Origin of the sequence: Aquamicrobium lusatiense (assembly GCF_014201615.1) — a bacterium.
GTDB lineage: Bacteria > Pseudomonadota > Alphaproteobacteria > Rhizobiales > Rhizobiaceae > Mesorhizobium > Mesorhizobium lusatiense.
In genome coordinates this window covers 1,529,244-1,543,735 of the sequence record NZ_JACHEU010000001.1, presented here as the reverse complement: position 1 = coordinate 1,543,735, position 14,492 = coordinate 1,529,244, and the positions used below count along the sequence as shown (strand labels likewise).

Annotated in this window: 12 protein-coding genes; 4 read left to right on the top strand and 8 right to left on the bottom strand. The window is 63.3% G+C overall.

The window, feature by feature from the left end:
* The first annotated feature begins 100 nt into the window (after positions 1-100).
* From fabA to fabI, 3 genes are read left to right on the top strand one after another with little or no spacing between them, the layout of a single operon-like run.
* Positions 101-616, top strand: a complete 516-nt coding sequence (fabA, locus tag HNR59_RS07370; protein WP_183828018.1) for a 3-hydroxyacyl-[acyl-carrier-protein] dehydratase FabA — start codon at positions 101-103, stop codon at positions 614-616.
* 37 nt (positions 617-653) lie between these two features.
* Positions 654-1,874, top strand: a complete 1,221-nt coding sequence (gene fabB, locus HNR59_RS07365; RefSeq protein ID WP_183828015.1) for a beta-ketoacyl-ACP synthase I — start codon at positions 654-656, stop codon at positions 1,872-1,874.
* Between the two features lie 12 nt (positions 1,875-1,886).
* Complete coding sequence (fabI, locus tag HNR59_RS07360; RefSeq protein WP_183828011.1) at positions 1,887-2,699, top strand: enoyl-ACP reductase FabI; 813 nt, start codon at positions 1,887-1,889, stop codon at positions 2,697-2,699.
* Between the two features lie 127 nt (positions 2,700-2,826).
* On the opposite strand, the gene HNR59_RS07355 is transcribed toward fabI, so the two are convergent.
* Complete coding sequence (locus HNR59_RS07355; protein ID WP_183828008.1) at positions 2,827-3,831, bottom strand: class I SAM-dependent methyltransferase; 1,005 nt, start codon at positions 3,829-3,831, stop codon at positions 2,827-2,829.
* A gap of 195 nt (positions 3,832-4,026) precedes the next feature.
* Here HNR59_RS07355 and HNR59_RS07350 point away from each other — a divergent pair, with 195 nt between their 5' ends.
* Complete coding sequence (locus HNR59_RS07350) at positions 4,027-5,628, top strand: ABC-F family ATP-binding cassette domain-containing protein (RefSeq protein ID WP_183828005.1); 1,602 nt, start codon at positions 4,027-4,029, stop codon at positions 5,626-5,628.
* A gap of 56 nt (positions 5,629-5,684) precedes the next feature.
* Here the strand turns inward: HNR59_RS07350 and pnp are convergent, their stop codons facing one another.
* From pnp to HNR59_RS07315, 7 genes are all read right to left on the bottom strand, one after another.
* A complete protein-coding gene (gene pnp / locus HNR59_RS07345) occupies positions 5,685-7,826 on the bottom strand; it encodes a polyribonucleotide nucleotidyltransferase (protein WP_183828002.1) in 2,142 nt (713 codons plus the stop codon).
* Between the two features lie 266 nt (positions 7,827-8,092).
* A complete protein-coding gene (gene rpsO, locus HNR59_RS07340; protein ID WP_183828000.1) occupies positions 8,093-8,362 on the bottom strand; it encodes a 30S ribosomal protein S15 in 270 nt (89 codons plus the stop codon).
* Positions 8,363-8,552: 190 nt separating this feature from the next.
* Positions 8,553-9,644, bottom strand: coding sequence for a magnesium/cobalt transporter CorA (corA, locus tag HNR59_RS07335; RefSeq protein WP_183827998.1), 1,092 nt, complete (start codon positions 9,642-9,644; stop codon positions 8,553-8,555).
* A 67-nt stretch (positions 9,645-9,711) separates the two neighbouring features.
* Complete coding sequence (gene truB, locus HNR59_RS07330; protein ID WP_183827996.1) at positions 9,712-10,665, bottom strand: tRNA pseudouridine(55) synthase TruB; 954 nt, start codon at positions 10,663-10,665, stop codon at positions 9,712-9,714.
* Entirely contained in the window at positions 10,665-11,069 is a 405-nt protein-coding gene (rbfA, locus tag HNR59_RS07325; protein WP_183827994.1) for a 30S ribosome-binding factor RbfA, read from the bottom strand. Before rbfA ends, truB begins: the two co-directional genes overlap by 1 nt.
* Before the next feature lie 109 nt (positions 11,070-11,178).
* Entirely contained in the window at positions 11,179-13,821 is a 2,643-nt protein-coding gene (gene infB, locus HNR59_RS07320; protein WP_183827992.1) for a translation initiation factor IF-2, read from the bottom strand.
* Positions 13,818-14,468 carry an RNA-binding protein gene (locus HNR59_RS07315; RefSeq protein WP_183827989.1) on the bottom strand — a complete coding sequence of 217 codons (651 nt, stop codon included), beginning with the start codon at positions 14,466-14,468 and terminating at the stop codon, positions 13,818-13,820. The genes infB and HNR59_RS07315 overlap by 4 nt, the downstream gene beginning before the upstream one ends.
* Positions 14,469-14,492: the final 24 nt, after the last annotated feature.

Sequence of the window (14,492 nt, the reverse complement as noted above, 5' to 3'; positions counted from 1 at the left end):
AGCCACACCTTCAAGGTAAACCACGGTTTCCGGCCTGAAACGGACTGTGTTACTAGAACTAAAGGGCGCACAGCCGCTCACTTGGACGGGGACGTTTTTAATGGCCGCAGGAAAATCCAGCTACGATTACGAAGAATTGCTCGCCTGTGCTCGCGGGGAGATGTTCGGGCCGGGCAACGCCCAGCTCCCCTACCCGCCCATGCTGATGTTCGATCGCATCACCGCGATCAGCGAGACCGGCGGCGAGCACGACAAGGGCTTCATCCGCGCCGAGCTCGACATCCATCGTGATCTCTGGTTCTTCCCCTGCCACTTCATCGGCGATCCGGTCATGCCGGGCTGCCTCGGTCTTGACGCCATGTGGCAGCTGACCGGCTTCTTCCTCGGCTGGCTGGGCGAACCCGGCAAGGGCCGCGCACTTTCCACCGGCGAGGTGAAATTCACCGGCATGGTCACGCCTTCCGTGAAGAAGGTCGAATACGGCATCGACTTCAAGCGCGTCATGCGCGGTCGTCTGGTGCTCGGCATCGCCGACGGCTGGATGAAGGCCGACGGAGAGACCATATACAAGGCCACCGACCTCAGGGTCGGCCTGTTCAAGGAAGCAACGGCCTGATCCGCCACGGGTCCAGCCTGCCATCAAGGAGCACTCCATGAGACGCGTCGTTGTCACCGGCCTCGGCATCGTATCCTCCATCGGCAACAACGCCGACGAGGTCACGGCCTCGCTTCGCGATGCCAGATCCGGCATCAGCTTTTCCGATTCCTTCGCCGAACACGGCTTCCGCTCCCAGGTCTGGGGTTCGCCGACGCTCGATCCGACCGAACTGGTCGACCGCCGCGCCATGCGCTTCCTCTCGCGCGGTGGCGCATGGAACCATGTCGCCATGGAACAGGCCATCGCCGATTCCGGGCTGGAGCAGAACGACATCACAAATGAGCGCACCGGCATCATCATGGGTTCCGGCGGGCCTTCCACGCGCATTCTCGTCGAGGCTGCGGAAACCACGCTGAAGAACGGTTCGCCCAAGCGCATCGGCCCCTTCGCCGTGCCGAAGGCGATGTCGTCCACGGCCTCGGCTACCCTTGCCACGTGGTTCAAGATCCACGGCGTGAACTATTCTATCTCGTCGGCCTGCTCGACCTCCGCCCACTGCATCGGCAATGCTGCGGAAATGATCCAGTGGGGCAAGCAGGACATGGTGTTCGCTGGCGGCCACGAGGACCTCGACTGGACCATGTCGAACCTGTTCGACGCCATGGGCGCCATGTCCTCGAAATACAACGACACGCCGGCCACGGCTTCGCGCGCCTATGACGCCACCCGCGACGGTTTCGTCATCGCCGGCGGCGCAGGCGTACTCGTTCTTGAGGAACTGGAACACGCCAAGGCGCGCGGCGCGAAGATTTACGCCGAGATCGTGGGCTATGGCGCAACCTCGGACGGCTATGACATGGTGGCCCCTTCCGGCGAGGGTGCGGTGCGCTGCATGAAGCAGGCACTTGCCACCGTGAAGGGCGATGTCGACCTTATCAACACGCACGGCACCTCGACGCCGGTCGGCGACTCCAAGGAAATCGGCGCCATCCGCGAAGTGTTTGGCGACAAGGCCCCGCACATTCAGTCAACCAAGTCTCTTACCGGCCATTCGCTGGGTGCCGCCGGCGTGCAGGAATCGATCTACTCGATCCTGCAGATGCAGGCCGGCTTCATAGGCGAAAGCGCCCATATCACCGAGCTGGACCCCGAATTCGAGGGCATGCCGATCGTCCGCAAGCGCATCGATGACGCCAAGATCGACATCGCGCTGTCCAACTCCTTCGGCTTCGGCGGCACCAACGCGACCCTGGTGTTCCAGCGCTACTCCGCATAAAAGGATTCCAGAATGGATTCACTGATGAAGGGCAAGCGCGGGCTTGTCATGGGGGTGGCGAACGACCACTCCATCGCATGGGGCATCGCTCGCCAGCTGGCCGCGCAGGGTGCTGAACTGGCGTTCACCTATCAGGGCGAAGCGTTCGGCCGCCGCGTGAAGCCGCTGGCCGAACAGGTCGGCACTTCGCTGCTCATCCCCTGCGACGTGGAAGACAGCGCCTCCGTCACCGCCACCTTCGATACGCTGAAAAGCGAATGGGGCGGGCTCGACTTCATCGTCCATGCCATCGGCTTTTCCGACAAGAACGAGCTGAAGGGTCTTTACGCCGACACCACGCGCGACAATTTCGTGCGCACCATGGTGATCTCCTGCTATTCCTTCACCGAAGTGGCCCGCAATGCCGCCGCGCTGATGAACGAAGGCGGCTCGATGCTGACGCTGACCTATGCCGGCTCGGTACGGGTCATGCCCAACTACAACGTCATGGGCGTCGCCAAGGCAGGCCTTGAGGCGAGCGTGCGCTATCTCGCCAACGATTACGGCCCGCGCGGCATCCGCGTGAACGGCATCTCGGCCGGTCCGGTGCGTACGCTGGCAGGTGCGGGCATTTCCGATGCGCGCTACATGTTCAATTACCAGAGCCGCAACGCACCGCTGCGCCGCACCGTCAATATCGACGAGATAGGCAATTCGGCGCTTTACCTGCTGTCGGACCTGTCTTCGGGCGTTACCGGCGAGATCCACTATGTGGATTCCGGCTACAACATCGTCTCGATGCCGACGCTCGACGAACTCAAGCGCATGGACAGCGACAAGGGCTGAGTTCTCGCTCTACGCGCTATTTTTCAAAAAGCCGGACCGGCTCTGCCGTCCGGCTTTTTTTGTTCGGGAGAGCCCTCCCGCCGTTTTTTGCGATGCAATTCCGCTTCGCACTTTTGCCGGAATTGTCCTACCTGCGCGCCAGAAACACCTTGAAACGGTTGTCGCGGGCGATTTCCTGCGACGATCCGAAGGCGCTGGACAACACCGGCTCGTAAGGCAGTTGGCGGTTGGCCACCATGACAAGCCGCCCGCCCGGTTTCAGTGCCTTCGCGGCAATTTCGATCAGGCGCTGCCCGATGTCGGGCTCCGCCGCCCTGCCCTGATGGAAGGGCGGGTTCATGACGATCCAGTCGTAGCGGCGCTCGACAGGCTCTGCCAGAAGGTCCTGCCAGAACACGCTGGAGGCCTGCGGCACATTGGTCCGCGCCGCTTCCTGCGCCTCGAAATCGGCCTCATAAAGATCGAGCGAGGCGAGCGGTGGCGTCAGGTCGGCAATATGGGCTGCGAGATAGCCCCAGCCCGCGCAGAAGTCCGCGACATGGCCGGAAATCTTCTCCGGCAGGTGATCGAGCAACAGCTGGGAACCGGCATCCGCCTTCTCGAAGGAAAACATGCCGGGCCCGGTATGGAAGCGGCCTTCCACAATCACCGGCGGATTTTCCGCCCGCAGCCCGGCGGCGGCCTCATCGCCCTCCGGCCGGCACAGCCAGAAGGCTACGCCGTGATATTTTGGCAGAGCGTCGATCAGCGGAACCAGCGACCCTATCCGCTTGCGCAGCGAGGCGATGCCATCGTCCTTGCCGCCGGCTACAAGCACCGTTCCACCCGGCGCGACACGCTCCAGTGCCTCGGCGATCCACAGTTCGTTCTGGCCGCGATGACGACCGGCTAGCACCAGCGCCATGTCGTAATCCGTACCTTCCGCGCGGGGCATGACATTGCGGCCGGCGGATTGCAGGGCGCGCAGATGCGGCCGGAACCCCTGCACGCAATGCAGCTCCGCCGAAAAGCCTTCCGGCAGGCGGAAACCCGGTTCAGATCCGAAGAACAGAACACGGCTGTCCACTCCCGGCGCGTCCAGCGCATCGGTTTCAAAGGGATAGAAAAGGGTTTTCAGGGCTTCGCGTGTCATGAGAGGCTGATAGAGCAATTTTACCCCTTATGCAGCGTCTTTCGTGATCGGCACGGGTTTTGAATGCGCCGGCTTGCATCCGCATCCGGAAAGACCTAGCTATTGGTCGAATTCAACTGATCAGGAGCCCCGGCACGATGGATTTTTCTCTGAACGCAACGCGCATTCGCTTTGTCATCAGGGAAATCCTCACACATGCCAGCTTCGATCGTTCTTTCCAGTCTCAGCTTTTCCACGCCTGACGGGCGTCGCCTTTTCTCCGATCTCGACCTTGCCTTCGGGGCCGGCCGCACCGGACTGATCGGGCGCAACGGTGTCGGCAAGAGCACCATTCTTCATCTGATATCCGGCAGGCTTGCGCCGCAAACCGGCTCCGTGTCCGTCGACGGCACGCTCGCGGTCTTCAACCAGACTGTGCAGATATCTCCCGAGGCCACCGTTTCCAGCCTGTTTGGGGTGGATGCGCAACTCGGCATTCTGCAACGCGCCAGCGAAGGCAGTGCCACCGTCGAGGAACTGGCCGACGCCGACTGGACGCTGGCGGAGCGGATGGAGGCGGCTCTTGCCGGAATGGGCCTCGATGCCTCGCCGCACACACGCCTTCAGACACTTTCGGGCGGCCAGCGCACACGCGCCGGCCTTGCCGCGCTGCTCTTTTCCGACGCCGACTTCCTGCTCATGGACGAGCCCACCAACAATCTCGACAGGGAAGGCCGGCTGGCCCTTCACGAGATGCTCGCCGGCTGGCGCAAGGGCGCGCTCGTCGTCAGCCACGACCGCGAGCTGCTCGGCCTGATGGATGAGATCGTCGAGCTGACCACACTCGGCGCCACCCGCTATGGCGGCAACTGGAGCCATTATCAGGAGCGCAAGGCGCTGGAGCTTGCAGCGGCGCAGCGTGATCTGGACTTCGCCGAAAAGAAATCGGCGCAAGTGGCGCGCGCCGCACAGGTTGCAGCGGAGCGCAAGGCGCGGCGGGACGGTGCCGGACAGCGAAAGGCGGCGAAAGGCGACATGCCGCGCATTCTCGCGGGCGGCATGAAGGAGCGCGCGGAAAACAGCGGCGGGGCCGGCACCCGGCTTGCCGGCAGCCAGCAGGCGCAGGCCCGTGAAGCCCTCGCGGCGGCGCGCGAGCGCATCGAAGTGCTGCAAAAGCTCGCTGTTGAGCTCCCCTCCACCGGCCTCGCCGCCGGCAGAACCGTGCTGAGCCTCGACAATGTTTCCGCCGGCTATCAGCCGGAGCGTCCGGTTTTCGGTGGCATCTCGATGGTGGTGACCGGCCCCGAGCGCATCGCCATTACCGGCCCGAACGGCTCCGGCAAGACGACGCTGCTGGAGTTGATCTGCGGGCGTCTTTCTCCCCTCGCGGGAACGGTGCGCGTGACGGAGGGTGTGGCCATGCTGGACCAGCGCGCCAGCCTGCTCGATCCGTCCGCCTCGATCCGCGACAATTTCCGCCGCATCAACCCGGATGCGAACGAAAATGCCTGCCGGGCGTCCCTCGCCCGCTTCGGCTTTCGGGCGGATGCAGCGCTTCAGACGGTCTCGGACCTGAGCGGCGGGGAGTTGCTGCGAGCCGCACTCGCCTGCGTGCTCGGCGGGCCCAGACCGCCGCTGCTCATTCTGGACGAGCCGACCAACCATCTCGACCTCGATTCCATAGCGGCGATCGAGGCTGGTCTTCAGGCTTATGACGGGGCGCTTGTCGTCGTCAGCCATGACGAGGCGTTTCTCGAAGCGCTGGACATTTCCCTGCGCCTCGAACTGCCGTCAGGCCGCATTCTTCATACCGGATGAAACGAAAACGGGCGCGCCTTTCGGCGCGCCCGCATATTTCAGAGCTGAAGAAAGGCTCAGGCCTCTTCGCCTTCGGCCCTGGCTTCCTTGGCGACTTCTTTGCCGGTGGCCTGGTCGACCACCTTCATGGACAGGCGGACCTTGCCGCGCTCGTCGAAGCCCATCAGCTTGACCCAGACCTTGTCGCCTTCCTTGACCACGTCGGTGGTCTTGGCGACGCGCTGGTCGGAAAGCTGCGAGATGTGGACGAGACCGTCGCGCGGGCCGAAGAAATTCACGAAAGCGCCGAAGTCGGCGGTCTTGACGACCGTGCCTTCGTAGATTTCGCCGACTTCCGGCTCGGCCACGATGGTGTGGATCCACTTCTTGGCCGCCTCGATTTCCTTGGCGCTGGACGATGCGATCTTGACCGTGCCGTCATCCTCGATGTTGATCTTGGCGCCGGTCTTCTCCACGATCTCGCGGATGACCTTGCCGCCGGAACCGATCACGTCGCGGATCTTGTCGGTCGGGATGTTCATCACCTCGATGCGCGGCGCGAACTCGCCGAGCTGGCCACGGCTCTCGGAAAGCGCCTTGCCCATCTCGCCGAGGATGTGCAGGCGGCCGTCCTTGGCCTGGCCCAGCGCCACCTGCATGATCTCTTCGGTGATGCCGTCGATCTTGATGTCCATCTGCAGCGAAGTGATGCCGCCCGCGGTGCCGGCCACCTTGAAGTCCATGTCGCCGAGATGGTCCTCGTCGCCGAGGATGTCGGAGAGCACCGCGAAGCGCTCGCCTTCCTTGATGAGGCCCATGGCGATGCCGGCAACCGGCTTCTGCAGCGGAACGCCCGCATCCATCAGAGCCAGCGAGGTGCCGCAGACGGTGGCCATGGAGGACGAGCCGTTGGACTCGGTAATCTCCGAGACCACGCGCAGCGTGTAGGGGAACTGCTCGGTTGAAGGCAGCATCGGGCGGATGGCGCGCCAGGCGAGCTTGCCGTGGCCGATCTCGCGGCGGCCCGGCGAACCCATGCGGCCGGTCTCACCCACCGAATAGGGCGGGAAGTTGTAGTGGAGAAGGAACTTCTCCTTGTACATGCCGGTCAGCGCGTCGACATACTGCTCGTCCTCGCCGGTGCCGAGCGTGGCGACGACGATGGCCTGCGTCTCGCCGCGGGTGAACAGGGCCGAGCCGTGGGTGCGCGGCAGGATGCCGACTTCCGAGACGATCTGGCGGACGGTCTTGAGGTCGCGGCCATCGATGCGCGAGCCGGTGTCGAGGATGTTCCAGCGCACGATCTTGGCCTGGAGTTCCTTGAACACGCTGGCGACCTGCTCGGACGACCACTTTGCCTCTTCGCCTTCGGCAGGCGTGAAAGCAGCCTTGACCTTGGCCTTGGCGGCGTCGACGGCAGCGTAACGGGCCTGCTTGTCGGTGATCTTGTAGGCTTCGCGCAGATCGGTCTCGGCAATAGCGAGGATTTCGCTTTCAAGCGCGGAGAGATCGGCGACGCTATGCTCGCGCGGCTCCTTGGCGGCCACTTCGGCCAGCTTGATGATCGCGTCGATGACCGGCTGGAAGCCCTTCTGGCCGAACACGACAGCGCCCAGCATCACCTCTTCCGACAGTTCCTGCGCTTCCGACTCGACCATCAGAACGGCCTCGGCGGTGCCGGCGACGACCAGATCGAGCTTCGATTCGGTCATTTCGTCGATATGCGGGTTCAGCACATATTCGCCATTGATGTAGCCGACGCGCGCGCCGCCGATCGGGCCCATGAAGGGAACGCCCGACAGGGTGAGAGCCGCGGAGGTGGCAACGATCGACAGGATGTCCGGATCGTTCTCAAGGTCGTGCTGGACGACGGTGACGACGACCTGCGTGTCGTTCTTGTAGCCGTCAGCGAAGAGCGGACGGATCGGGCGGTCGATGAGACGCGAAACCAGCGTTTCCTTTTCGCTCGGGCGACCTTCGCGCTTGAAGTAACCGCCGGGGATCTTGCCTGCAGCGTAGGTCTTCTCCTGATAGTTGACGGTCAGCGGGAAAAAATCGAAGCCGGGCTTCGGCTCCTTGGCCGACACGACGGTGGCCAGAACCATGGTTTCGCCATAGGTGGCGAGCACGGCGCCGTCGGCCTGACGGGCGATCTTGCCGGTCTCCAGAACGAGCGGACGGCCGCCCCATTCGATCTCGACTTTGTGATAGTTGAACATGCCTTGTCCTTAATATGCGGAAAGGCCACGCGGCTGTGCCGGGCGCGGCTCATCTTTCCTGGCTTCTTTCGGGCAGCCACGGGCAAGACAACGGGAGACTCGGGGCAATTCCGGCTGAGTGCCGGAGCGAGCATCCTGCAATCCTGCCCCATGACCGTCCACGGGGTGGTTCCGGCGGCCCTTTCCGCCATGGAACCATTCGGGCCGATAGGCAGCCCGGATGTGCGACCGGCGGGAATCCTGAGATGCCCGCCGGTCAGATCAGGTCAGCGACGCAGTTCGAGCCTCTCGATCAGCGTCTGGTAGCGCGCAACGTCCTTGCTCTTGAGATAGTCAAGCAGGCTGCGGCGCTGCGACACGAGCGCGAGAAGACCACGGCGGGAATGGTTGTCCTTCTTGTGGTCCTTGAAGTGCTCGGTCAGGTTCTTGATACGCTCGGAGAGGATGGCAACCTGCACCTCAGGCGAACCAGTGTCGCCCTTGGCAGTTGCAAACTGTGCCATCAATTCTTGCTTGCGTTCGGCAGTGATCGACATCGTGCTTTTCCTTATATGTTGGAGGAAACGGGACGCCTTGAGCCGGGATGTCGTCCAGCACAGGCCACTAAGCTCGCGACAAAAAGCGCGATACAGCGGCGCATATAGTGCAATTATCCGCCAAAAGCCAGCCTGATTCAGCATGGCTGCTCCGCGCACCCTTTCCCGGCTCGATCGGGAAGCTTCGGGCCTAGAGCCATTTTCTCCATTTGAAGTAACCGAACAAAGCGATGGCCACGGCAATCATGAACAGCAATGCCGCCGGATAGCCGTAATAGGCGCGCAGCTCCGGCATGTTCCATGGCGACACGTCCGGATCGAAGTTCATGCCCCACACGCCGACGAGAAAGGTCAGGGGAATGAAGATCGTGGAGACGATGGTGAGCAGCGAGATGACGTCGTTGGTGCGCGCCTGGCTGAGCGACAGATGCATTTCGATCAGCCCGCTCAGCGTGTCACGCTGGCTTTCCACCAGTTCGATCAGGCGCATGGCATGGTCGAGCGTGTCGTTGAGGAAAACCTTGGTCTCGCGCGTCACGAAAGGATCGTCATTGCGGATCAGCGCCGCAAGCGCATCGCGCAGCGGCCACAGCACGCCCTTCAGCACGAGCATTTCCCGGCGCAGCGCATGCAATTCCTGCATCTGCCCCTTCTGCGGGCCGCCCAGCATGCTTTCCTCAACCCGCTCGATCTCGTCGCCGATTACCTCCATCGGGGCGAAATAGCTGTCCACGACCGCATCGATCAGCGCATAGGCCAGATAATCGGCCTGCCGGGCGCGCAGGCGGTTTGGGCCTTCGCTGGCAATCCGCCGGCGGACCGGATCGAAGGGATCGCCCTCGCGCTCCTGAAACGTGATGACGAATTTTTCGCCGAAGAAAACGGAAATCTGCTCATAGCGATGCATCGCAGCATCATCGACCATCCGCAGTGCGACAAAGGCGTGATCATCGAAGAAATCCACCTTCGGCCGCTGATCGGCATTGACCACATCTTCCACCGACAAAGGATGCAGGCCGAAGGTCCGGCCGATCTCGCCGATGAGGGTGACGTCAGCCAGCCCGACGCAGTCGACCCAGATGACTGGCCATTCACCGCGATTGTCGACGATGTCGGCAATGCCGGCATTCGCGATGGTGCGGAACTTGTCCGGAGCAATCAGGGTGAGGCTGAGCTTCGTGGGGCTTGCGCCAGGGTCGGCAACCAGCGTGCCGGGTGCAGCCCCTACCGGGGTGCGCCGCTTGCGTCGACGATGCTTTGTCGCCTTGCCTGCCCTCGACATGGAAGCTCCCGGTTGCCGCTGAAAATGCGGCAACCTTACCCGCTTGCGCGGTCAGTTCAAGAAAGCTTCAGCAGGTGAAGACGCGCTTGGGCTTGAACATGCCCTGCTCGATCGCGCCGATTGCAACCAGCCGGCCGCGCGCAGTGATGCAGGCCTCATCGGCTTCCACCGGAGCATCCCGGCCGCGCACCACGACCGGATTGCCGAGCCTTATCCGGTTGGCGGCGTCGTCTCCAACCGGCACCTGCGGCAAGCTTTCCAGAGCCGACAACGTATCCACCAGAAGATCATCAAGGGCTGCAAACCGTGCGCCCGCCGGACGCTCCTCGCCCTCCTGCGGCGGTGGCGGAACGGCAGCCTCAAGCTCTTCAAGCGTCACGAAATCATCCGCCGTAAAGGGATAGACCTCGGTGCGGCGCAGGTCGGCTATATGGCCGAAACAGCCGAGATCACGGCCCATGTCACGGGCCAGAGAACGCACATAGGTGCCCTTACCGCACTCGACCTCGAATATGGTCCTGTCGGACTCATGGGACACGATGTCGAGCCGTGCAATCTCCACCTCGCGGGGCGGGATTTCCACCGCAGTGCCTTCGCGGGCGATGTCATAGGCGCGTTCGCCGGCAATCTTGATGGCCGAGAACTGCGGCGGAACCTGCAATATCACGCCAGTGTAGTTGGGCAGCAGGGCGCGCACCTCGTCTTCGGCGGGGCGCTTTTCGGACGTCTTCGTGACCGGCCCTTCCAGATCGTCGGTGGAGCGCTCCTCGCCCCAGGCGACGGTGAAGCGATAGATCTTGGCCCCGTCCTGAACATAGGGAACGGTCTTGGTCGCCTCGCCCAGCGCAATCGGCAGCATGCCGGAGGCCAGCGGGTCGAGCGTGCCGGCATGGCCCGCCTTTTCAGCCTGAAACAGCCATTTGATTTTTGAAACCGCCTCGGTCGAGCCCAGGCCCACCGGCTTGTCGAGCACCACCCAGCCGGAAACCGGCCGGCCCTTCTTTTTGCCTCGGCGCGCCACTATTCCTTGTCCTCATCATCATGACCGAGATCGCGCGCCACCTCCGGGGAATGGAGGAGATCGTTGATCTTCTGGAAGTTGTCGTAACTGGTATCCAGCCGGAAGCGGAATTCCGGCATGTATTTCATCTGCCTCAGCGCCGGCGACATGCGGCCGCGGATGAAGCGGGCATGGCGGTTCAGCGCGGCGATGACAGCGTCATCATCCTTCGCGCCAAGGGGAGCGACATAGGCATTGGCGATCTTCAGATCGGGCGACATGCGTACCTCGGAAACCGAAATCACCGTCGTCTCGATCAGGTCGTCACGGATTTCACCGCGCTGGAGCATTTCCGCCAGCGCATGGCGCACCTGTTCGCCGACACGCAGCATGCGCTGCGAAGGGCCTTTTCCTGCATTGGACATATTCTTTTATCCTGAACACGCGAGCGCGGAATTGGACCGCGTCCCGCACGAAACATAAAAAGAATGGCGGCCGGGCAGGCCGCCATTCACTCCGTCGGCTGCCGGCGGATTACAGCTTGCGCGCAACCATCTCGACGCGGAAGCACTCGATGACATCGCCGGCCTGGATGTTCTCGTAGTTCTGGAACGCCATACCGCATTCCTGACCAACCGGAACTTCCGACACCTCGTCCTTGAAGCGCTTGAGCGTCTTCAGCGTGCCTTCGTGGATGACGACGTCGTCGCGGATCAGGCGCACGCCCGCACCACGCTCCACACGGCCTTCGGTCACGCGGCAGCCGGCAATCTTGCCGACCTTGGTGATGTTGAAGACCTCGAGGATCTCGGCATTGCCGAGGAACGTCTCGCGGCGCTCCGGCGACAGCATGCCGGACATCGCATCCTTGATGTCGTCGATCAGGCTGTAGATCACGTTGTAGTAACGGATCTCGATGCCGGCAGCTTCAGCCGCAGCACGCGCCTGAACGTTGGCGCGGACGTTGAAGCCGATGATGACAGCACCGGACGTCTCGGCCAGCGAAACGTCGGTCTCGGTGATGCCGCCTGCCCCCGAATGAACGATGCGCACGCGCACCTCGTCGGTGCCGAGCTCTTCCAGCGCGACGTTGATCGCCTCGATCGAGCCGGACACGTCGCCCTTGATGACCAGCGGGAACTCCTTGAGATTGCTGGTCTGGAGCTGCGACATCATCTGCTCCAGCGAACCACGCTGACCGGCATGCTTTGCGGCAGCCTTGTCGCGCGCCTTGCGCTGGCGGTACTCGGTGATTTCGCGGGCGCGCGCTTCGTTGTTCACGACGGCGAAGCGGTCACCGGCGCGCGGCGTGCCCTGCATGCCCAGAATTTCGACCGGCATGGACGGGCCGGCCTCTTCCACATGCTCGCCCCGGTCGTTGACCAGCGCGCGAACGCGGCCCCACTCGTTGCCGGCAACCAGAATGTCACCGGGCATGAGCGTGCCGGTCTGCACCAGAACGGTGGCAACCGGACCTCGGCCCTTGTCGAGCTGCGCCTCGATGACCACGCCTTCCGAGGTACGGTCGGGGTTGGACTTCAGGTCGAGGATTTCAGCCTGCAGCAGGATCGCCTCAAGCAGCTTGTCGATGCCGGTTCCGGTCTTGGCCGAAACCTCGACGTCGAGCACCTCACCACCCATGGATTCGACGAACACCTCATGCTGAAGAAGCTGTGTGCGCACCTTCTGCGGATCCGCAGACGGCTTGTCGACCTTGTTAATGGCCACGATGATCGGAACGCCGGCAGCCTTGGCATGGCTGATCGACTCGATGGTCTGCGGCATCACGCTGTCGTCGGCCGCCACCACCAGAATGGCGATGTCGGTCGCCTGCGCGCCACGGGCACGCATGGCGGTGAAGGCCGCGTGGCCGGGAGTGTCGATGAAGGTGATCTTCTGACCATCCTTCTCCACCTGATAGGCACCGATATGCTGGGTAATGCCGCCGGCTTCGCCCGACTGCACCTTGGCATGACGGATGGCGTCGAGCAGCGAGGTCTTGCCGTGGTCTACGTGGCCCATGATGGTGACGACAGGCGGACGCGACACCAGATCGTCGGGATTGTCCGCGATGTTGAACAGGCCTTCCTCGATGTCGGAATCCGCCACGCGCTTGACGGTGTGACCGAATTCGGTCGCCACCAGCTCGGCCGTATCGGCGTCGAGAACGTCGCCGGGCTTCATCATCTGGCCCTGCTTCATGAAGAACTTCACGACATCCACGGCCCGCTCGGACATACGCTGAGCGAGTTCCTGGATGGTGATCGTCTCCGGCAATGTCACTTCGCGCATAACTTTCTCGCGGGGCTCCTGATACATGGCCCGCTTGAATTTTTCCTGACGCCGGCGCATCGCCGAAAGCGAGCGGGCGCGGGCATCGCCATCTTCCGACGAGAGAGCGCTGGTCAGCGTCAGCTTGCCGCGACGGCGATCTTCCTCGCCCTTGGCCTTGGCCGGACGCGCCACTTCAGGCGTCACGATACGGCGGGGCGGCACGCTCGGGCTGCTCGGTGCGCCTGCGCGCTTGACCGGCTTCGCCTCATCCTCATCGTCAGCAGCTGCCTGAGGCGCACGACGACGCGCTTCTTCCTCGGCCCGGCGACGGGCTTCGGCTTCAGCCTGAAGGCGGGCCTCTTCTTCGGCCTGACGGCGAGCGGATTCTTCCCGCTCGCGCTTGCGGCGCTCATCTTCCTCGGCACGGCGGCGGGCGTCTTCGGCCGCACGGGCGCGATCCTCGGCCTCGCGCGACTGGGCTCCCTCAAGCGCACGACGACGCGCTTCCATCTCCTCGCGGGACAGAGCGTTCAGGACCATGCGCTCGGCCGGCGCCGGCGCGCGGGCAGGCTGCTGCGGCCTCGGCGCGACCTTCGGCGCCTGCTGCTGCACGACGGGAGCGGCTTGCTTTTCAACGGGTTCCGGGGCGGGTGCTGCTACCACTTCAGGCGCTGCCGGCGGTACGGGGGCAGGCTGCGGCTTCGGCGCAAACACGGACGGCTCCGGCTTTTCGCCAGGAATGTTGAACTTGCGCTTCTTGGTCTCGACGACGACAGCCTTCGTGCGTCCATGCGAGAAGTTCTGGCGCACGGTTCCCTGCTCCAGGCCCGGCCGCTTCAGCGTCAGGGTCTTCTTCGGCGTAACGCTCAAAGTCTTGTCATCGCCCGATTTCGTATCGCTCATTCCCAATCCTCTGCGGCATCATCTTCGCCAGCGACGGCCGCAAGCATCGCCAGATCGTCCGGGGATCCGCCCCGGTAACGGTCGAGCGCAACCATGCGCTTCTGCACCGCCGTGCCCGCGTCCGACGCGAGAACGGCTGCATGTATCACATTTGTGCCCCCCAATGCCAAACCCAATTCAGCTTCGGGGAAAAGTTTGTAGGCACGGATAGCGGGTCCGCCCAGATGCACGGTGGCACGGCGGGCCTGGCTGATCTTTCTCACGCCGTCCTCAGCGGCTTCTTCGGCATGAAGAACAAGCAGCGCCTCACCGCTGCGCACCGCTGCCTCAACCTTGGTGGCGCCAAATATGACCGCTCCCGCCTTGCGGGCAAGGCCGAGCATGCCAAGGGCGGACCGGGCCAGCAACCCGTCGACCAGAGCGCCGAGTTCAGCAGGCACGTCCACCTTGGTCTTGAAGGCGCGTGAAAACAGGTTTTTCGCCGCCGCCTTGTCTACATGTAGGCGATCGGCACTCACCCAGCAACCACGGCCGGGCAGATTTCGCTTCAGATCGGGGACGACGGCCGAATCCGGGCCGACAACGAAACGGATCAGTTCATCCGTTTCGGCTGTCTTCCTCGTGACGATGCAGGTGCGATCGTTCATATCCGACAAAGGGTGCCCCGGTCT